Below are 20,699 nucleotides of genomic sequence, written 5' to 3'. Positions count from 1 at the left end.
CTTGGTATAAAGAAAAACGAGGAGATGTAGAAATGTCTGTCGATGATTACCTGGACTTATATAATTATGCGAAGCAAATTGGCGATGCCCAGTGGCAGGCCGAACTCATCCAAACCTTGCAGCAGCTGAAGAGCATGACAGAGGCTGAAATTCGTGAACAGAAGATTAAAGAAATGTGGATCCGTTTTGACGATATCAATGCGGTTTTGCTGGAATTGTTCGAGAAGCTGAGAAACGGCGGGAGCGATAATCAAGCGAGAGCGTGGAGAGAGCGGGTCTGGGAGCTTAAACTGGAGAGAATTTCTTTGGCTAAAAAGCTTCAAGATAAATATATTCATGCGCGTTACTAGAATTGAGAAAGCCTAAAAAAGGGCATAAAAAATTGGCATGCAGTTGTCTGCTCTGCCAAGACTGGAATCTTTTGATACAATTATTTAGACATAGGCATGCATTCACGCATCATAGTCATACACATTGTCATCATTTCATCGCAGTCTTGCATTTTTGTCATCATCATTTCCATGTCCATGGATTCCATGCCGTCCATCTTTGACATTTTTTCCATGCACATTTTCATGCATTTCATCTTAGCCATCATGTCTTCCATACACATCGTCATCATCATTTCCATACACATACTTTCCATAATAACTCCGCCTCTCTATTCATTAGTAGTTTGCTTCACTCCTTTAAATTACTATATTTCCCCGTCGTTTTCAACGCTTGAATATGAATATCGACATAAAATAATTCTATAATATGACATAATTATGGATATTCCTACCATTGTACTGCTATTAATCCGAATACTTTATATTAAATAACGCCCTTTAATTTCCATACAAGGAATCAAAAGGGCGTTATTTTATGTCTATCCGGTTACGAAGTGCATTTGGCTTCAAGCTCGACCCAATCCGAGGACCAATTGCCGATCTCCTTCAAAATAGGTGCCAGCGCGGTTCCCTTCGGAGTCAGCGAGTACTCGATTCTTACCGGAATTTCGGGATAGACGGTTCTTTGAACAATGCCTTCATTTTCCAGCTCCTTCAAACGGTCGGACAGCACTTTGCCGCTGAGATTGGACAAGCAGCTTTCAATTTCGCCAAACCGGCATGGGCCGGGAATCAATACGAATACGATCAGGGCGACCCAACGCTTGCTGAGCAGATCGACTGCTTTTTCAAAGCGGGGGCACATTTCAAAATTTTTCATACCATCACCTCAGCCTTCATTATAACATAAACTTACTATAAGTAATTATAAATATTTATATATATATTATAACTTGACGAATATATATTACAATGATAAACTTACTTACAAATAGTTACTCGAATTTAAAATAAATCGACTCTGCTGCGAGCGGCCGATTATAATGAACTACACAAACGAGGAAGGTGCGCTCATGATCAAACCTGAGATTGTATCTATACTGAAAAATAAAATCCAAACCATTGATCTGAACGATTCCGCCAACATTCTGGTCGGGCCGATCACACTGCCGGTGAACCTGAACGGAGAGACGGTGACTTTCAAGTGGTACAGCTGGCTCCATGTAACGGACGAAGAGCGTCAGGAGCTTGCGGGTGAAGATATGACGGAGAAGCTGATTGGCCGTCTGGCCGGAATGAAGCTTGCGGACAGCCAGCAATCCAGCGTACTGGTGTATGGGGATTTCGAGCATGCCGACAACGCGCTGATCCGGATGCACAGTATCTGCCATACGGGTGATATTTTTGGCAGCAAGCGCTGCGACTGCGGCTACCAGCTTCACCAGTCGATGAAGATGATCGTGGAGAACGGCTCTGGCGCTCTATTTTATCTGGCCAATCATGAGGGAAGAGGCATCGGTCTGTTCAGCAAGGCGATGGCTTACCTTCTGCAGGAAGAAGGCTTTGATACAGTGGAAGCGAACCTGGAGCTGGGCTTTGAAGACGATTCCCGAAGCTATACGGATGCCATCAGCGTGCTTCAGCGCCTGCGCAGCAAGCCGGTAACGCTGATCACGAACAATCCCAAGAAACTGAAAGCCTTGAAGGCTGCCGGGATGAACGCGGTGAAACGGGTGCCGCTGTGGGGCGATGTGTCCGTTTTTAATGAGAAATATTTGCGCACGAAAGTGCTCCGCTCCGGCCATCTTGAAGCGCAGGACGGGGATTCGCTGCCGGGAACGATTGCACGGTAAAGGGCCGCAACCTTAAAGGGTGGTGCTTTTGGGCCTGTTCCTTTATAATGGCCTTTGAGTGAACTAAATTGTATGAGAGGTAGATTATGGCGGCTATTGATGTACGAGATTTACGAAAAACCTTCAAAGTGCAAAAAAACCGCGGAGGCCTCAAAGGGGCCTTCGTTGATTTGTTTAAGCGGGAATACAGCGAAGTGGCCGCGGTCAAGGATATCTCGTTCCAAATTCCGGAGGGAGAAATCTGCGGATATATCGGCGAGAACGGTGCCGGCAAGTCAACGACGATCAAGATGCTGACCGGCATCCTGGTGCCGACCTCCGGCCACCTGACTGTCGGGGGATACGTCCCTTACGAAGAGCGCGAGAAATTCGTCCGCAACATCGGCGTCGTGTTCGGCCAGCGCAGCCAGCTCTGGTGGGATATCGGCGTGGTCGAATCGTTCGAGCTTCTGCGCAAGGTGTACCGCGTGGATGAGGCCGATTATAAAAAGCGGCTGGACGAATTGGTCGAGAGGCTTGAGCTGCAGGATCTCTTGAACCGCCCTGTCCGCAAGCTAAGTCTCGGTCAGCGGATGCGCTGCGAGCTGGTGGCGGCCCTGCTGCACAATCCGTCCATCGTGTTTCTTGACGAACCGACGATTGGCCTGGATATTGTGGTCAAGTCAGAAATCCGCTCGTTCCTCAAAGATATGAACCGTGAGCACGGTACGACGATTCTGCTTACCACCCATGACCTGCAGGACATTGAGGCACTGTGTTCGCGGGTGATTATGCTTGATGACGGAAGCATTATTTATGACGGCGGGCTCGAGGAGCTGAAGCAGCGCTGGGGTACCGGCCGCGAGGTGGCCTTCCAGTTCGGAACCGCCACGAAGCTTGATCGTCTGGAGCTGCTGACGGAAGGGATGCCTGTAAAATGGACCGCAGAGAACCCTCTGGCCGCCACGGTGTGGATACCGCTGGAGCTGAACGTATCGGACGTGCTCGGCCGGGTCGTCGGACAAGCCGATATTACGGATATCAAGATCATCGAAACGAATACGGACGATATTGTCCGGAGTATTTACCAGTCCGGGTCCGCGAATAAAGCGGAAGAGGCGAATGCGGGGCTGCCTCGGGAAGGAGCCGGACATGTTTAATGCACTTTCGGAAGCGGGGTCCCCACGGGGGAACCGGGACGCGGGAGTGGAAGGACAGCGGGATAAGAGGTCCGAGCGAAGGCTGCTGCTTCAGGCATATTTCGATTTTATCCGTATCCGCTTTTTGACCATGCTGGCTTACCGGCTGAACTATTACACAGGCATCCTGATCTATTCTCTTAACATTGGCGTCAATTATTTCACCTGGAAGGCCATTTACGGGCAGGGGGAGTCGCTCGGCGGCTTCACCGCATCGCAGATGACGACTTATGTGGCCGTCTCCTGGATGGCCAGGGCGTTCTATTTCAATAATCTCGACAGAGAGATCTCGAGCGATATACGCGACGGGAGCATTGCCATCCAGTTTATCAGGCCCTACAATTATGTGCTTGCCAAAATGATGCAGGGTCTCGGAGAGGGAATGTTCCGCTTTATGCTGTTTATGATCCCTGGCATGGCGCTTGCCATGCTGCTGTTTCCGGTGCGTCTGCCGCATGATCCTGCGGCGTGGGCAGGCTTTTTGGTTATGCTCTTCTTCAGCTTCCTGATCAATTCACAGCTTAACGTCATTACCGGCCTGCTGGCATTTTTCGTGGAGAATAACGAAGGGCTGATGCGCATGAAGCGCGTCGTCGTCGATCTGTTCTCCGGTCTGATCATTCCGATCAGTCTGTTCCCGGGTTGGCTGTCCGCCATTCTCAAACTGCTGCCGTTTCAGGCGATTACCTATTTGCCGGGCTCTGTCTTTACCGGTCGGGTGCAGGGTGTGGGGATTTGGAATGTGTTTGGCGTTCAGCTCATCTGGTTTGCGCTTCTGCTGATTCCGCTGTTCTGGTTATATCGCGCGGCGCGGCAGCGTCTGTTCGTGCAGGGAGGTTGATGAAGAGATGTACCATTTGGGACTGCTGTCCGAATATTTGAAAAATTACATGAAGACCCGGCTCACCTACCGCGCGGATTTTTGGGTAGAGGTAATCTCGGATCTTTTATTTCAGGTGACGAATCTGGTATTTATTTTCGTTATCTTTATGCATACGAACAGCCTGGCCGGCTGGAGTCAGAACGAGGTTGTCTTCGTCTACGGCTTCTTCATGGTGCCTTGGGGTGTGTTCGCCTGTTTCGTGAATATGTGGAATTTCAGCGAGCGTTATATCGTTAAAGGGGAAATGGACCGTATTTTAACGCGTCCCGCCCACAATCTGTTTCAGATATTTCTGGAAAATGTGGACCCGCCCTCGCTGATCGGCTCGCTGATCGGACTGCTTATTATGGCGGTAAGCGGCCTGAATTTGGGGCTGCCGTTCGAGTGGTGGACAATTCCAGCGTTAATTCTGCTGACGATCAGCGCTACGGGCATTTATATGGGAATCTATACAACTCTGACGGCGTTGTCATTCTTTTCGGACGCGCCAACAGGCATCATTCCGCTGATGTACAACATCCAGTCTTACGGCCGCTATCCGGTGACGATGTACAACCGGGCGATTCAGGTGCTGTTGACGTGGATTTTGCCGTTCGCTTTCGTTGGCGTCTATCCGGCGGGGCTGTTCCTTCAGCGGGAAGAGATGACGCGGATGGCGCTGCTAACGCCGGTCATGGGCGCAATAGCTGTCAGCATCGGCTTGTTTGTGTGGAGCCGAGGAGTGCGTCGTTATAAAGGGGCGGGGTCTTGAATGCCGCTACCTGTTACTTGAAGAATAAGCTTCCGGTGAAAGCCGGAAGCTTCTTTTTGTTATATCATTAATACAAGAAGCAGGTTGAATACGGTAAAGATGAATACCGCATAGTCACTGAGCCCGAATCGGTAAATACGGATCGGTGTTCTTCCCTCATCGCCTTGATAGCAGCGGGATTCCATCGCTACAGCCAGATCCTTGGCGCGCAAGATGGACATCACGAAGAGCGGCATCAGCATCGGGAGGACCCCGCCGAAGCGTGAAGCGATTCCTCTGCGATGAAAGCCGCCTCCCCGGGCAAGTTGCGCTTTGCGGATTTTATCAAACTCCTCGATGAGAATCGGAAGAAACCGCAGCGCAATAGAGAACATCATGACGGCTTCATGAACCGGCAAACGCCATTTTTTCAGCGGATTTAGCAGAATTTCCAGGCCTTCCGCCAAAATAATTGGTGACGTCGTCCGGACGAGCAATGAAAGCAGAAGAACAATGCCGGCAATCTGCTCGCACATCATCACGCCTCTCAGCGCTCCTTCGGAGGAAAAGCGCAGCCAGCCCCACTCAGACATAATGTCCCCTGGAGCTGGAGTAAGCACAGCCTGGTAAATCATCGTCGAGAGAAAAAATATCGACAAAGAGAGCACCGTGACGGCCAGCATCTTCCACGACAGCCGTGCAATGCCCCACATTATGATCAGCAGCGCCAGTTGAGTTGTTTTCAGCGCGGGTTGATGCGTCAGGAGCAGGGCGGCTCCGAACAATAACGTAGCTATGATTTTCATCCGCGGGTCCCAGCGCTCCAGCCAGGAATTTTTCTTCTGATACAACAAGAAACCATTAACGGACATAAAGCATTCCCTCAATTTCTATACAGCAGATTTTCATGGCGGTTCAGGAAGCCGCTCACGGCTTCGGCCGCTTGAGACGGTGAGAGGAGTGTCCCCACGGGAATTGCACCGATCTCACTAAGCAGACGCGAAACAGTAAGAACGGGAGGTTCTTCCCATCCGAAGGCTGTTAAGACATCCGGGTCGGACAGCAGCCGGGAAGGTGGGCCGTCCGCTAGGAAGGCTCCCTGTTTTAGCGCCAGTAGGCGGGAGGCATGTTCCAGAATTTCCTCCAGTTGATGGCTAACCCATATGACGGTAATCCCCTCTTCTTTGTTCAGCGAGTGCAGGAGTCTGAAGAGGGAGGACCGTGACTGCCAATCCAGCCCAGCTGTCGGCTCATCCAGTATCAGCACTTCGGGCTCCAGCACAACGACTCCCGCTATTGCCACGCGCCGTTTCTCACCTCCGCTGAGCTCGAAAGGACTGCGGTCCTTGAATGCTTCGTAATCCAGCTCCACCGCTGCCATAGCTTTGCGAACTTTCTCCTCCTGAACGTCAGGAGCCAGCTTCCGGTGACGGAGCCCGAATGCAATATCATCAAAGACCGTAGCCGCGAACAGCTGATGCTCCGGATATTGAAAAATAAAGCCGATCCGGTCGAACAGCTCCGGCCGGCGATTGAGATGAGGATCGGTGCCGTCCAGCAGAATCGTTCCGGACGAAGGGGCGATAAAGCCTTTCAGCAGCTGCAGAAACGTCGATTTGCCTTCTCCGGACTTTCCGGCAATAGCCAGCATTTCACCGCTTTCCACAGTCACGCTAAGATCCTGAAGTACCCATGGACCGTTATGCGGCTTCTTTCTACGCCCCTTTATATAGCTGAAACTAACATGGTTTAACCGGATTTGCATAATAATCCTCGCAATTCTTCCGCGCTCAGCTTTGCGGATACGGGAATACCGTGACCCCGAAGCTGTATCGCCAACTGCCTGAAATACGGCAGCTCCAACCCGCATTCCTTGAGTAGGGCGGAATTCAGCTCCAGCTCGGCCGGAGTCCCGGTAGCGACAACTTTACCGTCTTGAAAAAGGAACCAGCGATCCGCATCCATCACTTCTTCCAGATGGTGTGTAATGTAAATCAAGGTTACATGATATTCCTTGCGGACCTTGTTCAACGCCTCGACGAACTGGCGCCGTGCCACGGGATCAAGCATGGAAGTGGCCTCATCGAGAATGAGACAGCGGGGGGCCAGCGCCAGAACCGCTGCCAGGGCAAGCTTTTGCTTTTCCCCACCCGACAGATGGGTTACAGGGCGGTCTTCATCGGCATCCAGTCCCACTAGCTTTATGGCCCAAGCGATCCGCCGGGCGATATCCTCCTGCGGCCAGCCGATATTGGACAGACCGAACGCGATATCTTCGCCCACGGTAATTCCGACCTGCTGATTCTTGGGATTCTGAAATACAATTTGCACGGCCCGCCGAATGTCATGAAGCTCGTTCCGGTCTGCAGTCATGCGGCCTTCTACAAGAACCTTACCCATGGTCGGAAGCTCAATGCCGTTAAGCAGATGGGACAACGATGATTTACCGGACCCGTTGCGTCCCAGAAAAGCTACAAATTCACCAGGCTCAATAGCAAGAGAGACGTTGGAAACAGCCGGCCTATGGCCAGCGTCCGTTTCCGATTCTGCGGGTTCATAATAATAAAAGGTTACGCCTTCAATGTCGATCATATCTGATTGCCTTCTTTGCTCTTTGTGCCAGCAGACTTCTTATGTAGATCTTCCTGTTGTCCTGCTGTGACCGGACCGAATACGCTGTTGTCATTGTCCGGATCGAAGATTCCATCGGCCGTGTTGGGAATTTGCCAGAAAAAATCGATAGTTACGCCGTTTTCCGCCGCGAGCTCCAGGAAGTCGCGCATAAACACGCCTTTTCCAGGATCGCAGGAGGGGCTGCCGGCAATACCGAGACCCCCGACTATGGTGTACCCGTGATCCTGATACACCTTCAGCTGTTCAAAGGCCGGCAGTAAAATCCGGCGGTTGTGGGCGTGAAACTCCGGGGTATCGTATTCCTCCACGGTCATTGGAGGCCGCTCCGGTCCGAGAAAGGTGAACTCAGGGCAGGGTAATTGAAATATGCCATAACCCTTCTCGTGGCTCCAATCCACAGCCGCTTTCATTATGCCGGGACTACGAGCTTCTTCTTTCACGACGGCATTTTGGTTAATGACGCAATGGGAGGCGACGATTAATTGTTTGCTACGCAACATGGCTATTCCGTTTCTTGTAACCGCGAGGGTTTATTAAGGATTGCGGCAAGTTTTTCACAATATAGTAAACCAGAAGGGCTGACAGAATTTTATCGATGAGATTTTCTCCAAGGCGTGGAAGGAATGCGGCGGCGAACAGACTCGTTCCAGCCTGCTTCAGCCAGAGTACAGCCACGTCCTGAACGCCTCCGGTAAATCCGCCGAACAAACCGACGGCAATAATAGTACCAACGATCGGGCACAGGAGACCAAGCACAATGCCGGAGATTAAGGCAGAAGAGAAGCGGTATCCGTTCTTGCGGGCCGAATAACCGACGACCAAACCGACGATCACATTGACAAGGGCAAAGGGAATAGCGGTGTATCCGGATGTGACACCGAGCACCAGATTCGTCAGAAGGCCAACCAGAGCGCCCCAGAGCGGTCCGAATATAGCGGCGATAAAGATGGTGCCCACCGTGTCCAGAAACAGGAAAGGAATTTTCAGATTGCTTACGACCGTGCCTGCAACCACATTAATGGCGACGGCCAGCGCCCCAAGTGTAATGACTAGCGTTCTTTGATTCATTATGTACCTCCTAGTATGATTGTTTACTCCCATAAACCAATCGGATAAATAGGAATAGATTTTATTGTATGGCGATTCTTCAATATGTCAATGGAATTATATTCAATTTTAATAGATAAAATGCCAACGAATGAATGCTTAGAAAGCTGTACTCCAATGAATTAATGGCATTAATAAAATAACTTAATTACATTAATTAATTGGGAGCAAACGAGGAAGAATCGCGATTGGGCTCGATATTTATGGGATGCTGCGGGTGATGTGAGGGGTTTGTTTAATGTGATTAATTAAAATGAACTTGTCTTAAATATCGCGCTAAATCTCACTCAATTTTAATATGATACATAGATTTGCTATGCATAGTGATTATAGGTATAATAACTGGTAAAAATGTACATTACATTGAGATTCTTGTAAGGAGGGGAGGGCAATTAAACTGAACAAGGAACTCATGAAAGGCAGCACTGGCACAATGCTTCTTACGCTTCTGAGCCGTCAGCCGCTGTACGGGTATGAGATGCTTCGGGAATTGGAACGCCGGTCTGAAGGGGTGTTTTCCCTAAAAGAAGGAACGCTCTATCCGATTCTGCACAGTATGGAATCCGAAGGCTGGGTCGAAGCTTATTGGCAGTCTGTAAACGGCCGGAACAGAAAGTATTACCGGATAACGGACATGGGGAGCAGAGTACTAAACCAGAAGAAAACGGAGTGGGCATTGTTCCGCAATGCCGTCGATTCCGTGATTGGGGAAGGGGGAGTATGAGTGAAGGATTATCATGAGATGAGTCCATATCTTAAACAAGTGTGCACTCAAGTAAGAGCGCGGGCTATACACCCGGAACTTCGCAGGGAACTCGGCAGTCATTTGGTGGATCTGGCGGATGAGAGGGAGAGTCAAGGCTGGGAACGTGAGGAAGCTGTCCAATGGGCGATGCAGCAGATGGGTGATCCCGAAGCCGTTGGAAAGAGCCTTAATCGCATACATAGGCCGAGAATCAATTGGGGGCTGCTGGCGGGAGCTTTGTTGTTTGCAGGAAGCGGAATTATTGGGATGTTCTCTTTGAGCGCATCCTCTTACACGGGTACTCGAATGAATACAGCCCTTCCCCAGTTCGGGGAAAATCATCTTGTATATGTGTGCATGGCGTTGATGGTGATGCTGGTACTGTCACTTTTGGACTATCGCAAACTGAGAAGCCTATCATGGCCGCTCTACTTCCTGACATTGGCGGGTATGCTGGCTGTCCAATTCAGCGGGACCATGGTGAACGGGATTAAACGATGGTTGGTTCTTCCTTTACATTTCGCTATCGATGTGATGGGCTGGAGTCCATATCTGCTTATTATCGCACTGGCAGGAATCTGGGCGGGCGACGGATTTCCGAAGAATGGCAGAGAGTCTCTAATCAATGGCTGGAGGGCGATACCGTTGATCGGAGTACCTTGTCTTATTTATTGGCGGGGGCATATCCTGCCGGAATTGGCTCTTTTTGCAGGTGTGTCCCTCATTCTGTACGCCTGGTTATCCGGTAAATGGAAAAGAGTTGTTCTTTTGGCTGCGGTGGCGACAGCGTCGGGATTATGGGCTGCATGGAATACGCATTATTATTACGATAAAATCTCTGCTGCGCTAAATCCGGCAAAGTTCGCTGAAGGCGCAGGATATTATCAGACTACACTGAGCGAGGCTATCGCTTCCGCCGGATGGTGGGGGCGCGGATTCGGAACGGCCAACGATCAGCTTCCTTCCGTATATTCCGACATGCTGTTTCCGTATTTGATCTACAGCTTTGGATGGGGGGCAGGTCTCTTCCTTGTGGGGCTCATTCTTTGGTTTGTTGTACGAACCATACAAGCCTGGGTCTCTGTGCGTGACACTTACGGAAAAGCCTTGATTGCTGGCATTGCGCTGATTCTTGCCGTTCAGCTCGTGTACGGAGTGCTCAAATTAAGCGGACACATCGTAATCATCGGCTTGCCGCTGCCTTTTATCAGCTATGGCGGAAGTCATCTCCTGATGGAATACGGTGCACTGGGGCTGCTGCTCAGCGTGTATCGCAGAAAAGATCTCATGCTCGGCTCCTCTGTCTCATTCAGCAAGAATTATTAGATATCCCATGTCATAATAGGAAATGCTAAAATAAATAATCAAACAATCCGGGAGGTATACCAATGGGACGGGAAGTACAGCATGTGCCCTACGGCTACGAGCCGCCGGCGGAGAAGCGCAGAGGGACGTTAATCTATTACGATTCCTTCGAACATACAACTGATGAGGAACTGAGGGCGGCGGCGCAGACCACACGGGACAAGAACTTCGGCAAGCTGGTGCTTTATCCTCTGCATGAGGAGACGGTGCGCAGAATGTCCAAGGAACCCGTAAGCTCTTATTATAAGCGCGAAGACCGGCTGCACGATTGGAAAAGAGAGCAGGGTGCTTCATCCATCACCGTGGAGAACTGGGAGGGCAAGCGGAAAAAGTATACGCCCATCGACGCCGCGCTGCGTCATTTGACCGAGCGGTATCCGGGGCCGCATTTTCTGTATCTCACGCCGGAGACGGCCAATCTCTTTGCATCGTTCTCGTCATTCGAAGAATGGATCAAGAATCTGCGTCTGCTGCTTTCGGAGAAACCGCAAGCCCTGCATCCCCGCCTGGAAAAGTTCAGCCACCGCTGGTCGGTAGCAGGCGAAGATGAGTAAAAACAGCCCGTACACACGACTGGTTTCAGCGTGAAGTGCGGGCTGTTTCTTCATGGTACGGCTGGTTAGTGGGAGCTGCCCTGCCGGCGTCGGTACAAGTACATTTTCCATTGATAATGGATGAAGCAGCCGATGCAGAAACCGAGAATTGCGACCAGGGCGGCGGTTCCTACAATAGCGGTGAAGATATACGCCGCTGTTAACCAGCCTCCAAGATAGCTGGCCAGTCCGGCAGCCAGACAGATGACGGCGATCGTTTGATTGAACTGCTGCTGCTCCTCATCTTCGAGAACATAGGCGGAGCGGTCCTTGCGCAGAAACCGGGCGGATAACTTGATAATAGGATTGTAACGAAAAATCAGACCGAGCAGCCCTGCGGCCAGCGGCACAGCCAGAAACCAGTAAAAGCCGGTAAACCAGGTCAGAAGCACCGACAAAACGATAACCAATTGGTTGACCCGGACCAGTGGTCTGGGAATCCCCCTTGAAGTATCGGCCATAATACCCACCTCGCGTATTGGAATAATATAAGTATAATAGCAACGTCCATTTTTTGAAAGAAAAATCCATTTGCTTTTAGTTTAAATTTATAGTTTTGTTATGGAGACCAACTGTTATAATATAGGTGATAATACAGAGAAATAGGAGGATTAGGTGTGGAAAATACGATATCATCAACAGATATTAACAAGGAAAGGGTCAGGAAAATGCCGATCCTGGTTTCGCTGCTGCTAAGCGGCTTTATCGGCATGTTCAGTGAAACGGCGCTTAATGTCGCGCTCAGCGACTTGATGAAAGCCTTGAATATTACGCCGACTACGGCGCAGTGGCTGACCACCGCATACTTGCTGACGCTGGGAATTCTGGTTCCCCTCTCGGGATTGCTGATTCAACGGTTCACGACTAGGCAATTGTTTATCGCGTCCTTGTTATTTTCCATAATTGGAACGGCTCTGGCCGCCTCCTCGCCAAACTTTGAATTTCTGCTGATCGCACGTGTCGTACAGGCTATGGGAACGGCGCTTCTGCTGCCGCTCATGTTCAATACGATTTTGGTACTGATTCCGGCTGAAGAAAGAGGCGCGGCAATGGGGATGATTGGGCTTGTCATTATGGTGGCCCCCGCTACCGGTCCGACAATAGCAGGACTCCTTATCGAGAGACTGAGCTGGCACTGGATTTTCTGGATGTCGCTGCCGTTTCTTGTGATTGCCCTGATTTTTGGGATGGTCTTTATGCAAAATATTACGAAAGTGACCAAGCCAGCCATCGACTGGCTGTCGATTCTTCTGTCTTCCGTCGGCTTTGGCGGTGTCGTGTTCGGCTTCAGCAGCGCCGGAGAAGAAGACGGCTGGAACAGCCTTAAAGTATGGATTGCCATCGCGGCAGGAGCGTTTGCGCTGATTCTGTTCGTCTGGCGCCAGCTTACAATGAAACAGCCGCTAATGGATCTTAAAGTATTCAAGTATCCGATGTTTGTCGTGGGACTGCTGTTGATCTTTGTCTGTATGATTGTCATTTTGGCCGCCATGCTGATTCTGCCGCTGTATTTGATTAACGGACAGGGGTACAGCGCGTTCAAGGCCGGTCTGATCCTTCTTCCGGGCGGATTGATTAACGGCTTGTTTTCGCCGCTAATGGGCAAGCTGTTCGACAAATTCGGCCCGAAATGGCTGGTCATTCCGGGATTGGCCGTTGTCGCCGCCACGCTGTGGCTGTTCTCGGGCATTAACACGGCTTCCGCCGTGGCGTTCGTGATCGTGCTGCACAGCGCGCTGATGATCGGGATATCGATGGTGTTCATGCCGGCCCAGACGAACGGCATCAACCAGCTTCCGCTTGAGCTTTATCCACACGGCACAGCCATCATGAACACGCTTCAGCAAGTAGCAGGAGCTATAGGCACCGCGCTTGCGATCAGCATCATGACGGCCGGCACGAACAGCTATCTGAAGAGTGTGGAGAATCCGCAGGACCCGGCCCAACAGCTGGCTGCCTTTACGCAGGGGGTCCAGCACTCCTTTATTTTCGCCATGTCGCTGACCCTCGCCGGCTTAATCCTCGCCTTCTTCCTGAAGCGTGTAGCCGTCCGCCATCCGCAGGAAGGCGCCATGCACTAGCAAAGCTTTGATCGCTTGAAGCCCTTCGGCCAATGCCGGGGGGCTTTTACCTTTCTCCAGATTTTATGCAACAAATTGGTGCTGGTGCGCGTCCAGAGGGTATATGGACTTTACACAAACAGCTTGGAAAGAAGGGTGTATATGAATACGCTAGGTCAATCTTCCGCAAAAATAAAAAGAAGTGCCCTGCTTGGGCTGGCCATCATTTTGGGAACGGGAGGCGGCTCAGCTGCAATCGCACAGTCAGTATCGGCTGCGCCGGCCGCGGCAGCTGTAACCTCCGAGCAATCGTTAGGCGTGTATAATCAATTCCAGAAATACTTGAAAAATTCGGCCAAAACGCCGTACAGCCTGATCCAGGCACGTAATTATCTGCTCAACAATCTCAAACGAGCCGATTCTTGGCGCGCCACTGTCATGGTGCTTCAACTGGAAAATGCGCAGAAGGCGAGACTGAACGTTTTTTCGGAAAAGTTCTTCCCGGAAAAGGTTCAGAAAGCAATTGACGCTGCGTACCGCAAAGGAGGGAAGGAGACGGGACTCACTTACAGCAGCTTGCTTAAGTATATTACGGATAACAGAGTCCGCAGCTTATTGACCGAGTCCTACGGTTACGGCTACAAGCTGGAGACCAGCGAAGGTATGTACTACCCCGTCATGCATTACGAGGGCTTCAAATATTTCAAGCCTTATATAGCAAAAGACATCGCCGCCTATATTGACCTTATGGCTACAGATTCCAACAAGCCTGCACTGAGCGACGCGGCCATTATTATTCCTTGGAATGAGCTGATTAACCGGACGCTTGCACTGGAGGCTTTTGTAAAGGCATATCCAACATCCAATCGTACCGCAGTGGTGAAGGAAAAGCTGAAGCTGATGGAAACCTTCGTGTTCTACGGCTCCAACAATACTCCAGCCTATCAATACGGAGCCCAAGGCGAACCGACTGCAATCGATCCCGAGCTGAAACATGCGTATGAGAAAGCGGTGCTGAACGGGGCGGAAGACAGCAGTGTTCTGAAGACGATCCAGAGCGTGCTGGGTATGCTGGATGCGAGCGGGGATAAATGGAACGGGAACATTGAGAAACTTTTGAGGAATTTCATTCAGAATGGTTAAGCGGATGATTCTGCCGTTGGCGCTTTTTGTGTTATTTACGGTGATCACGTTACCCGGCGGCTGGAATACGGCTCTTGAGGTGAATGCGGCGGCAAAAAAAGCCGTCAAGCAGTATCCTTTTCCCGGCAGCTTCGTCTATGTGGATGAGGTCATTCCGGGCGCCCGGTTCGATATCCGCTATTACGGCGAGAACAATTTTGTAGGACGGCGGATCGCCGGTTATCATGCGCCTTACGCCATTTTGACGAAGCAGGCGGCCACAGCGTTAAAGGCGGTCAGCGATGAGCTGAAGCCAAAGGGCTATGCGATCAAAATTTACGATGCGTACCGTCCGCAGAAGGCGGTCAATGATTTTATCCAGTGGTCGAAGGATGCGGCAGACATTAAAATGAAGCGGCAATACTACCCCCGGCTCGAGAAAAAGAATCTGTTCAAGCTTGGATTTATCGCTTCCAAATCGGGACACAGCAGAGGCAGTACCGTCGATTTAACGCTCGTAAGCCTGAAGACCGGCAAGCTGGTTGATATGGGTGGGCCGCATGATTTTTTCGGTAGTCTCTCGTATTATCAATCGCCGCAGATCACCGCAGCGCAGCAGGCCAATCGAAGACTTCTGAAGGAAGTCATGAATAAGCACGGCTTCAAGGGATACAGCAAGGAATGGTGGCATTTTACGCTAGTGAATGAGCCTTTTCCCGGCCGGTATTTTGATTTTGATGTTGAGTAGTAAAATGAACGAAGGCCTCACTCCCACAGCTTCGTGGAGAATGAGGCCTTTTTCTGCTCCGTTGACTTAGAATCCGCGGTATTGAGGTTCTTCCTTCTCAAGCTGCTGAACGCGGTCTTCCACCTGTTGCACGATTTGCTGGGTTTGTTGTGCAGCAGAGGTAAACAGCGTTTTGGCGTCTTGATTCTGAGTGCTCAATGCGAACTGCTCAAGGCTTGCTTGAGCGCTTTTTAATGATGAAAGGCAAGTTTTAACATCTGAAGCTACAGTCATCGTCAATTCCTCCTGTATTCTAATGATTAATTGTGATGCACCACGCTAATATTTGCGCCTCAAGCTCCGATTATGCATTAGTCCAATTCCAGATTTTCCAAAAAAGAACAGACGTATTTCGGATAGGTTCCGGCGCTTTGAGCCATAATGAATTTGGTTAGGATTTGCATGCACAACAAAGGGAGGGCGCTGTAATGCCGACTTGGCTGGAGGTTATTTTTCGGACCATATTCGCTGTGGTCGTGTTGTTTCTGTTGACAAAGATACTTGGCAAAAGACAGGTATCCCAGCTTTCTTTCTTCGAATATATTACGGGGATTACCCTTGGCAGTTTGGCGGCCTATATCTCGCTCGATACAGATAAGAACTGGCATTTGGGCATGATTGCAATTCTGGTATGGGTCGCCATCTCCTTTGGAATCGAGTATCTGCAGCTTAAAAGCAAGAAAGCCAGAGACTTCATCGATTTCAAAGCGACCGTACTAATCAAGAACGGCAAGGTTTTGGAAGAAAACCTCAAAAAAGAGCGCCTGACTACGGACGATCTGCTGGAGCAGCTTCGGGGCAAGGATGTATTCAAGGTAGCCGACGTCGAATTTGCGATTATGGAAACGACTGGACAGATCAATGTACTGCTTAATCGTGAGAATCAGCCGCTCACTCCGAAGCATTTGGGAATCAAGGTCGCTCCGGAGAAAGAAACGCAAGCGGTCATTATGGACGGGAAGCTGATGCCAGAACCGCTCGATATGATGGGAAAAACGCCAAAATGGCTGATGGATGAACTGGAGAAACAGCAGCTTAACCTGCAGGATATTTTCCTGGGCCAGGTAGATTCTTACGGGGATTTGACCGTCGATTTGTACGCTGATAACGTTCAGGTTCCTCAGCCTCAGGAGAAGCCGCAGGTCTACGCCCTGCTTAAAAAATGCGAAGCCGATCTGGAACTGTTCGGACTGGCCTCGGATAGACAAGACGCCAAAAAGCTGTACGAGCAGTGCTCGTCCCAGCTTCAGCAAGTGATTGCAGACCTGAAGCCGCTCCTCCGCACGTAGTGCGGGGTGAGCGGTTCTTACTATGAGCGGTTAACCCGGCAGCACCAGACGCAGCAGCATAAGCGACACGATGCCCACGGTCACAGTCCCGAGCAGGCTGCGCGTAAAGATGGCGACGAGAAAAGCGGGAACCGCCGCGAACAGCTCCGTATTGGTTGCCAGCGGGGCTAGCTTGCCATCCTCCAAAAGCAGCTCCTGAGCCACCAGAGCAGCCATAATGGACACCGGCACATGATTCAGCCACCGCATGCTCCAGTCCGGAAGCTTAAAACGGCTGAGCACCATTAAGGGCAGCACGCGCGGGATCACGGTAACGGCAGCCGAACCGAGAATAATCCACAGGATTTCACTTCTTATTTCCATCGTTCCACCGCCATTCCGATCGTTGCCGCCAGGACGGTTGCCGCTATAACCCCCACGGTTGGAGAGACCCACAGGGATACGCCGATCGCCACGGCGGCCGCAGCCAGACCGACAACGATATCCGTCCGAAAAGCGCGCCGGCTGATTATCGAGAGCACCAGCAGACCGATAAACATGGCCGGCAGCGCATAATCAAGCCCGAATTTCTCGGGGCTTGTAATCCACTGTCCGAGAAGGGCACCGGCGATATTGGCAGCGCACCAATTCAGATAAGCAGTGACATTCAGCCCGTGCATCCATTTCTCGCTGATGCTCTTGCGCTTGGCCGCTTCGTTAATGGCGACGCCAAAAGTCTCATCTGTGAGCAGCACACCGACTAGCAGGTTGCGCATAGGCGTTAAATGCCGGAAGTAAGGCGATATGGCTGCGCTGAGCAGAAGATGCCGCAGATTGACGAACAGAATCGTAATGATGATGCCGGCTGACGGACTGCCCATGGCAATCATCCCCGCGGCGATAAACTGGGCGGAACCGGCATAGAGCACAAGAGACATCAGGATAATCTCCGCAAGGCTTAACCCCGCCGTCTTCTCTACGACGCCCGCCGCAAACCCGATGCTCAAATAGCCGAGCAGAGTAGGCAGGCAGTCTTTGACACCCGTAATAAAGCTATCTTCATTCGTGCGGCTCCCGGCAGTCTGTGCCCGGGTTGTTTCCATTTTCATTATGTAGTTTGCGACCTCCTCATTGAAACAAGCTTCTTGTTCTAGCGGTAATTATTCTGCCGTTATTTTATCACGCCAAATGATAAAAGGGCATACCGCAGCTGTTAAATTAAATTGTTATAATAATACTTGACTGACCGTTCTCAAATAATTATGATGTAATCAGAGAGGAGGATTGACGATGGCAAGACCGCGGGAATTTGATGAAGAAACGGTATTGGATAAAGCGATGGAGCTGTTCTGGAGCAAAGGCTACGAAAAAACATCGATTCAGGATCTATGCGAATATACAGGAGTGCACCGTGGCAGCTTGTATGAAACGTTCGGAGACAAGAATGAATTGTTTCTGGCTGCGCTTGACCGGTTCCGGCATCATTCGGCGGGAAGACTCTTTGCGGTTTTGGAGGAGCACGGCAATCCAAAGGAGCAGCTTGCCGCCTTTTTCGAGCGGCTGATCGAAAGCTCTATGGACAATGCAAAAGAACGTCGCGGCTGCTTTATTGCGAATACGGCCGTCGAACTGGCGCCCTTCGACTCCAAGGTGGCGAGCAGAGTGGAGGCAAGTCTGCTGGATATGGAGAATCGTTTCTACAGCTTTCTGCTACGCGCGCAGAAGGAAGGCCGGTTGAAAGGGAAGCATAATCTCCGCGAGCTGTCGCGATTCTTGGTCGGTGTGAAGCAGGGAGTGCATATCATGGCCAAAACGACGGCTGACCGCAAAACATTACAGGATGTATATCAAGTAGCACTTTCGGCAATCTTTTAATTTTTTTTTGCTCAATTAAAGAATGTGTATTCTTAAATTATGATGAGGAGGAACAATCATGACTCAAAAAATCGCTTTAGTTACCGGAGCCAACAGAGGGCTCGGACTGGAAATATCCAAACAGCTGGCTGCCCTTGGCATAACCGTTTTGATGGGCGCGCGCACGCTCTCCTCGGCGGAGGAGGCTGCAAAGCAGCTGTCTGCTAAAGGCTTCGATGCGGTAGGCGTTCAACTGGAGGTTACGAGCAAGGAAGACATTGCAGCGCTGGCCGAATGGATCGAGCGCCGCTACGGCAAGCTGGATATCCTGATCAACAATGCGGGCATTGCCGTGCGATCGTCCGGAGGGAATCTGGACGCTTTCCGTCAGACCTTTGAGGTCAATACGTTTGCTCCGTTCTTGCTGACGGAATCGCTGCTTCCGCTGCTGCTGAAGAGCGAAGCGGGACGCATTGTGAACCAGAGCAGCGCAATCGGCTCCATTACATTAATGCATACCAATGAAACTGTACGCAGACTCGGAGATCCTGCATATGCCGCTTCCAAGGCGGCGCTCAACATGCTGACCGCTTACTGGGCGCAGAAGCTCGAGAGCACTCCGCTTAAGGTAAATTCGACGCATCCCGGACTGGTGCAGACGGATATGGGCGGAGCAAACGCGGAAATTCCGGTGGAAGAAGGCGCCAAGACGGCTGTGGCACTGGCTGTCGTTGATGCCGACGGACCGAGCGGAGAGTTCTTTTATATGGGTCAGACTCTGCCCTGGTAAGGAAAGGGGGATGGACTGTAAGATAGATACTGTAAGATATATAGAAAAGTGATAGGAACAGGAGTGAAGGGATGCGCCATACTTATTTAGCTCCCAGGTGGTATTATGGATGGAATGTAGTTTCCATTGTCTTTCTCGTTTTGCTGGTTTCGGCGGCTATCAGTTCGATTCCAAGCGTACTCATGCTGCAATTTGAACAGGAATTCGGCTGGAGCCGGTCGGCTGTGTCGGGTGCCATGTCGATCCGCATCTTTTTGTACGGATTCATGGGTCCTTTCGCAGCTGCGCTGATGGCTCGCTTCGGGATACGCCGAATTATGCTGCTGACGCTGAGCTTGCTGGCCGCTAGCCTGACGCTTTCGACCTGGATGACCCAGATTTGGCAGTTCATTATGCTGTGGGGGATTGTCATGGGTCTGGCTACCGGCGCGCTCGCCAACGTGCTTGGAGTCACTGTGGCGGGACGCTGGTTCGTGAAGCACAGGGGGCTCGTTGTCGGCATTCTTACAGCCAGCGCGGCGACGGGCCAGCTGCTTTTTCTGCCTCTTCTGGCTAAGATCTCGGTCGGATTGGGCTGGCGGTTCTCCATTTATACGACCGTTGCAGTACTGCTCGTGCTGATTCCGGTCGTGGCAATCTGGATGCGAAATCATCCCTCGGACATCGGTGTTCCCGCTCTTGGAGAGACCGACGTTTCCCCGCCTTCGCCGTTTACGGGTAATCTGTTCCTTGCTCCGCTGCTCGTGCTGAAGGAGGCAACGAAGAGCGGGACGTTCTGGCTGCTGGCCGGCACTTTCTTCTTCTGCGGCTTCTCCACCAACGGTCTGATCGGTACCCATCTGATTCCCGCCTGCGGCGACTTTAACATCCCGGTTGTCATGGCCGCTGGATTGCTCGCATTGATGGGAATGTTCGATATGGTGGGCACCACGCTGTCGGGCTGGCTGTCGGACCGTTTTGACAGCAGATGGCTGCTGTTCTGGTATTACGGTCTGCGGGGGCTGTCGCTGATCTTCCTGCCTTATGCTCTGAACGGAGGTTATACGCTGCTTCTGGTATTTGCCGTCTTCTACGGGCTGGACTGGATTGCAACCGTACCGCCGACGGTCAAACTGACCGCTGATCATTTCGGAAGGGAAAAATCGGGGATGGTCTTCGGCTGGATTCTCGTCTCCCACCAGCTCGGAGCCTCGGCAGCCGCATACGGCGCCGGCGTGCTGCGGCAGTGGCTTGGCAGCTACACCGTACCTTTCGTTACCGCAGGCCTGTTATGCTTGTTCGCATCCCTTTTGGCTATGAGAGTCGTCAAACAGCGCGGGAAATCGGCCGCTGCGATTGAAGCCTGAGCAATCAGGCTTTTTTGCTTCTATATACCTATCCCACATACCTACCCCATGC

General features: G+C 51.1%; 26 protein-coding genes. 15 read left to right on the top strand and 11 right to left on the bottom strand.

What is annotated here, in order from left to right; genetic code table 11:
- Window positions 1–32 precede the first annotated feature (32 nt).
- Entirely contained in the window at window positions 33–350 is a 318-nt protein-coding gene (locus PSAB_RS13435) for a hypothetical protein (RefSeq protein ID WP_025335100.1), read from the top strand.
- Window positions 351–430: 80 nt separating this feature from the next.
- Here the strand turns inward: PSAB_RS13435 and PSAB_RS13430 are convergent, their stop codons facing one another.
- Window positions 431–646, bottom strand: a complete 216-nt coding sequence (locus PSAB_RS13430) for a hypothetical protein (RefSeq protein ID WP_025335099.1) — start codon at window positions 644–646, stop codon at window positions 431–433.
- Between the two features lie 233 nt (window positions 647–879).
- Complete coding sequence (locus PSAB_RS13425) at window positions 880–1,212, bottom strand: winged helix-turn-helix transcriptional regulator (protein WP_025335098.1); 333 nt, start codon at window positions 1,210–1,212, stop codon at window positions 880–882.
- Window positions 1,213–1,405: 193 nt separating this feature from the next.
- Between PSAB_RS13425 and PSAB_RS13420 the strand changes: the two genes are divergently transcribed.
- The 4 genes from PSAB_RS13420 to PSAB_RS13405 all read left to right on the top strand — a co-directional run bounded on the left by PSAB_RS13420 (window position 1,406) and on the right by PSAB_RS13405 (window position 4,997).
- On the top strand, window positions 1,406–2,185 hold the full coding sequence (locus tag PSAB_RS13420) for a GTP cyclohydrolase II (RefSeq protein WP_025335097.1): 780 nt from the start codon (window positions 1,406–1,408) through the stop codon (window positions 2,183–2,185).
- Window positions 2,186–2,271: 86 nt separating this feature from the next.
- Complete coding sequence (locus tag PSAB_RS13415; protein ID WP_025335096.1) at window positions 2,272–3,324, top strand: ABC transporter ATP-binding protein; 1,053 nt, start codon at window positions 2,272–2,274, stop codon at window positions 3,322–3,324.
- Window positions 3,325–3,409: 85 nt separating this feature from the next.
- A complete protein-coding gene (locus PSAB_RS13410; RefSeq protein ID WP_025335095.1) occupies window positions 3,410–4,204 on the top strand; it encodes an ABC transporter permease in 795 nt (264 codons plus the stop codon).
- Window positions 4,205–4,211: 7 nt separating this feature from the next.
- Window positions 4,212–4,997 carry an ABC transporter permease gene (locus PSAB_RS13405; protein WP_025335094.1) on the top strand — a complete coding sequence of 262 codons (786 nt, stop codon included), beginning with the start codon at window positions 4,212–4,214 and terminating at the stop codon, window positions 4,995–4,997.
- Between the two features lie 59 nt (window positions 4,998–5,056).
- On the opposite strand, the gene PSAB_RS13400 is transcribed toward PSAB_RS13405, so the two are convergent.
- From PSAB_RS13400 to PSAB_RS13380, 5 genes are read right to left on the bottom strand one after another with little or no spacing between them, the layout of a single operon-like run.
- Window positions 5,057–5,848, bottom strand: a complete 792-nt coding sequence (locus PSAB_RS13400; protein ID WP_025335093.1) for an energy-coupling factor transporter transmembrane component T family protein — start codon at window positions 5,846–5,848, stop codon at window positions 5,057–5,059.
- Window positions 5,849–5,859: 11 nt separating this feature from the next.
- Window positions 5,860–6,741 (bottom strand): ATP-binding cassette domain-containing protein, encoded by an 882-nt coding sequence (locus PSAB_RS13395; RefSeq protein ID WP_025335092.1) that lies wholly within the window; start codon window positions 6,739–6,741, stop codon window positions 5,860–5,862.
- Window positions 6,726–7,568, bottom strand: a complete 843-nt coding sequence (locus tag PSAB_RS13390) for an ATP-binding cassette domain-containing protein (RefSeq protein WP_025335091.1) — start codon at window positions 7,566–7,568, stop codon at window positions 6,726–6,728. Before PSAB_RS13390 ends, PSAB_RS13395 begins: the two co-directional genes overlap by 16 nt.
- Complete coding sequence (locus tag PSAB_RS13385; protein ID WP_025335090.1) at window positions 7,565–8,110, bottom strand: CD3072 family TudS-related putative desulfidase; 546 nt, start codon at window positions 8,108–8,110, stop codon at window positions 7,565–7,567. Before PSAB_RS13385 ends, PSAB_RS13390 begins: the two co-directional genes overlap by 4 nt.
- Window positions 8,100–8,678 carry a CD3073 family putative ECF transporter S component gene (locus tag PSAB_RS13380; protein ID WP_025335089.1) on the bottom strand — a complete coding sequence of 193 codons (579 nt, stop codon included), beginning with the start codon at window positions 8,676–8,678 and terminating at the stop codon, window positions 8,100–8,102. The genes PSAB_RS13385 and PSAB_RS13380 overlap by 11 nt, the downstream gene beginning before the upstream one ends.
- A gap of 472 nt (window positions 8,679–9,150) precedes the next feature.
- Between PSAB_RS13380 and PSAB_RS13375 the strand changes: the two genes are divergently transcribed.
- The 3 genes from PSAB_RS13375 to PSAB_RS13365 all read left to right on the top strand — a co-directional run bounded on the left by PSAB_RS13375 (window position 9,151) and on the right by PSAB_RS13365 (window position 11,381).
- Window positions 9,151–9,441 carry a PadR family transcriptional regulator gene (locus PSAB_RS13375; protein WP_226991709.1) on the top strand — a complete coding sequence of 97 codons (291 nt, stop codon included), beginning with the start codon at window positions 9,151–9,153 and terminating at the stop codon, window positions 9,439–9,441.
- Window positions 9,442–10,788 (top strand): FtsW/RodA/SpoVE family cell cycle protein, encoded by a 1,347-nt coding sequence (locus PSAB_RS13370; RefSeq protein WP_025335087.1) that lies wholly within the window; start codon window positions 9,442–9,444, stop codon window positions 10,786–10,788.
- A gap of 62 nt (window positions 10,789–10,850) precedes the next feature.
- Entirely contained in the window at window positions 10,851–11,381 is a 531-nt protein-coding gene (locus PSAB_RS13365) for a hypothetical protein (protein WP_025335086.1), read from the top strand.
- 65 nt (window positions 11,382–11,446) lie between these two features.
- On the opposite strand, the gene PSAB_RS13360 is transcribed toward PSAB_RS13365, so the two are convergent.
- Entirely contained in the window at window positions 11,447–11,881 is a 435-nt protein-coding gene (locus PSAB_RS13360) for a DUF4395 domain-containing protein (RefSeq protein WP_025335085.1), read from the bottom strand.
- A gap of 207 nt (window positions 11,882–12,088) precedes the next feature.
- Here PSAB_RS13360 and PSAB_RS13355 point away from each other — a divergent pair, with 207 nt between their 5' ends.
- From PSAB_RS13355 to PSAB_RS13345, 3 genes are all read left to right on the top strand, one after another.
- Window positions 12,089–13,501 carry a DHA2 family efflux MFS transporter permease subunit gene (locus tag PSAB_RS13355; RefSeq protein WP_051529858.1) on the top strand — a complete coding sequence of 471 codons (1,413 nt, stop codon included), beginning with the start codon at window positions 12,089–12,091 and terminating at the stop codon, window positions 13,499–13,501.
- Between the two features lie 141 nt (window positions 13,502–13,642).
- Complete coding sequence (locus PSAB_RS24605) at window positions 13,643–14,623, top strand: hypothetical protein (RefSeq protein WP_025335083.1); 981 nt, start codon at window positions 13,643–13,645, stop codon at window positions 14,621–14,623.
- Window positions 14,616–15,350, top strand: coding sequence for a M15 family metallopeptidase (locus PSAB_RS13345; RefSeq protein WP_025335082.1), 735 nt, complete (start codon window positions 14,616–14,618; stop codon window positions 15,348–15,350). The genes PSAB_RS24605 and PSAB_RS13345 overlap by 8 nt, the downstream gene beginning before the upstream one ends.
- Window positions 15,351–15,416: 66 nt before the next feature.
- On the opposite strand, the gene PSAB_RS13340 is transcribed toward PSAB_RS13345, so the two are convergent.
- Window positions 15,417–15,623: a DUF1657 domain-containing protein gene (locus tag PSAB_RS13340; RefSeq protein ID WP_025335081.1), complete on the bottom strand. Its 207-nt coding sequence runs from the start codon at window positions 15,621–15,623 to the stop codon at window positions 15,417–15,419.
- A 194-nt stretch (window positions 15,624–15,817) separates the two neighbouring features.
- Between PSAB_RS13340 and PSAB_RS13335 the strand changes: the two genes are divergently transcribed.
- Window positions 15,818–16,678, top strand: coding sequence for a DUF421 domain-containing protein (locus tag PSAB_RS13335; RefSeq protein WP_025335080.1), 861 nt, complete (start codon window positions 15,818–15,820; stop codon window positions 16,676–16,678).
- Between the two features lie 30 nt (window positions 16,679–16,708).
- On the opposite strand, the gene PSAB_RS13330 is transcribed toward PSAB_RS13335, so the two are convergent.
- Entirely contained in the window at window positions 16,709–17,041 is a 333-nt protein-coding gene (locus PSAB_RS13330; RefSeq protein ID WP_025335079.1) for an AzlD domain-containing protein, read from the bottom strand.
- Window positions 17,032–17,760 carry an AzlC family ABC transporter permease gene (locus PSAB_RS13325; RefSeq protein ID WP_025335078.1) on the bottom strand — a complete coding sequence of 243 codons (729 nt, stop codon included), beginning with the start codon at window positions 17,758–17,760 and terminating at the stop codon, window positions 17,032–17,034. The genes PSAB_RS13330 and PSAB_RS13325 overlap by 10 nt, the downstream gene beginning before the upstream one ends.
- 187 nt (window positions 17,761–17,947) lie before the next feature.
- Between PSAB_RS13325 and PSAB_RS13320 the strand changes: the two genes are divergently transcribed.
- The 3 genes from PSAB_RS13320 to PSAB_RS13310 all read left to right on the top strand — a co-directional run bounded on the left by PSAB_RS13320 (window position 17,948) and on the right by PSAB_RS13310 (window position 20,647).
- On the top strand, window positions 17,948–18,532 hold the full coding sequence (locus PSAB_RS13320) for a TetR/AcrR family transcriptional regulator (RefSeq protein ID WP_025335077.1): 585 nt from the start codon (window positions 17,948–17,950) through the stop codon (window positions 18,530–18,532).
- 58 nt (window positions 18,533–18,590) lie between these two features.
- Window positions 18,591–19,301, top strand: coding sequence for an SDR family NAD(P)-dependent oxidoreductase (locus tag PSAB_RS13315; protein WP_025335076.1), 711 nt, complete (start codon window positions 18,591–18,593; stop codon window positions 19,299–19,301).
- A 71-nt stretch (window positions 19,302–19,372) separates the two neighbouring features.
- Window positions 19,373–20,647, top strand: a complete 1,275-nt coding sequence (locus PSAB_RS13310) for an MFS transporter (protein WP_025335075.1) — start codon at window positions 19,373–19,375, stop codon at window positions 20,645–20,647.
- Window positions 20,648–20,699 lie beyond the last annotated feature (52 nt).

Source organism: Paenibacillus sabinae T27, assembly GCF_000612505.1.
Classification (GTDB): Bacteria; Bacillota; Bacilli; order Paenibacillales; family Paenibacillaceae; genus Paenibacillus_AQ; species Paenibacillus_AQ sabinae.
Note: the sequence above shows the minus strand (reverse complement) of the source record. Positions and strands in the feature narration are given on the sequence as shown.

Bases quoted from the DNA above. Each gene is read 5' to 3' on its own strand.
- PSAB_RS13405 (WP_025335094.1), top strand. From the start codon at position 4,212: ATGTACCATTTGGGACTGCTGTCCGAATATTTGAAAAATTACATGAAG.
- PSAB_RS13365 (WP_025335086.1), top strand. From the start codon at position 10,851: ATGGGACGGGAAGTACAGCATGTGCCCTACGGCTACGAGCCGCCGGCG.
- PSAB_RS13420 (WP_025335097.1), top strand. From the start codon at position 1,406: ATGATCAAACCTGAGATTGTATCTATACTGAAAAATAAAATCCAAACC.
- PSAB_RS13390 (WP_025335091.1), bottom strand. From the start codon at position 7,568: ATGATCGACATTGAAGGCGTAACCTTTTATTATTATGAACCCGCAGAA.
- PSAB_RS13435 (WP_025335100.1), top strand. From the start codon at position 33: ATGTCTGTCGATGATTACCTGGACTTATATAATTATGCGAAGCAAATT.
- PSAB_RS13425 (WP_025335098.1), bottom strand. From the start codon at position 1,212: ATGAAAAATTTTGAAATGTGCCCCCGCTTTGAAAAAGCAGTCGATCTG.
- PSAB_RS13335 (WP_025335080.1), top strand. From the start codon at position 15,818: ATGCCGACTTGGCTGGAGGTTATTTTTCGGACCATATTCGCTGTGGTC.
- PSAB_RS13325 (WP_025335078.1), bottom strand. From the start codon at position 17,760: ATGGAAACAACCCGGGCACAGACTGCCGGGAGCCGCACGAATGAAGAT.
- PSAB_RS13310 (WP_025335075.1), top strand. From the start codon at position 19,373: ATGCGCCATACTTATTTAGCTCCCAGGTGGTATTATGGATGGAATGTA.
- PSAB_RS13380 (WP_025335089.1), bottom strand. From the start codon at position 8,678: ATGAATCAAAGAACGCTAGTCATTACACTTGGGGCGCTGGCCGTCGCC.
- PSAB_RS13375 (WP_226991709.1), top strand. From the start codon at position 9,151: ATGCTTCTTACGCTTCTGAGCCGTCAGCCGCTGTACGGGTATGAGATG.
- PSAB_RS13400 (WP_025335093.1), bottom strand. From the start codon at position 5,848: ATGTCCGTTAATGGTTTCTTGTTGTATCAGAAGAAAAATTCCTGGCTG.
- PSAB_RS13360 (WP_025335085.1), bottom strand. From the start codon at position 11,881: ATGGCCGATACTTCAAGGGGGATTCCCAGACCACTGGTCCGGGTCAAC.
- PSAB_RS13320 (WP_025335077.1), top strand. From the start codon at position 17,948: ATGGCAAGACCGCGGGAATTTGATGAAGAAACGGTATTGGATAAAGCG.
- PSAB_RS13340 (WP_025335081.1), bottom strand. From the start codon at position 15,623: ATGACTGTAGCTTCAGATGTTAAAACTTGCCTTTCATCATTAAAAAGC.
- PSAB_RS13430 (WP_025335099.1), bottom strand. From the start codon at position 646: ATGGAAAGTATGTGTATGGAAATGATGATGACGATGTGTATGGAAGAC.
- PSAB_RS13415 (WP_025335096.1), top strand. From the start codon at position 2,272: ATGGCGGCTATTGATGTACGAGATTTACGAAAAACCTTCAAAGTGCAA.
- PSAB_RS24605 (WP_025335083.1), top strand. From the start codon at position 13,643: ATGAATACGCTAGGTCAATCTTCCGCAAAAATAAAAAGAAGTGCCCTG.
- PSAB_RS13395 (WP_025335092.1), bottom strand. From the start codon at position 6,741: ATGCAAATCCGGTTAAACCATGTTAGTTTCAGCTATATAAAGGGGCGT.
- PSAB_RS13345 (WP_025335082.1), top strand. From the start codon at position 14,616: ATGGTTAAGCGGATGATTCTGCCGTTGGCGCTTTTTGTGTTATTTACG.
- PSAB_RS13355 (WP_051529858.1), top strand. From the start codon at position 12,089: ATGCCGATCCTGGTTTCGCTGCTGCTAAGCGGCTTTATCGGCATGTTC.
- PSAB_RS13330 (WP_025335079.1), bottom strand. From the start codon at position 17,041: ATGGAAATAAGAAGTGAAATCCTGTGGATTATTCTCGGTTCGGCTGCC.
- PSAB_RS13385 (WP_025335090.1), bottom strand. From the start codon at position 8,110: ATGTTGCGTAGCAAACAATTAATCGTCGCCTCCCATTGCGTCATTAAC.
- PSAB_RS13315 (WP_025335076.1), top strand. From the start codon at position 18,591: ATGACTCAAAAAATCGCTTTAGTTACCGGAGCCAACAGAGGGCTCGGA.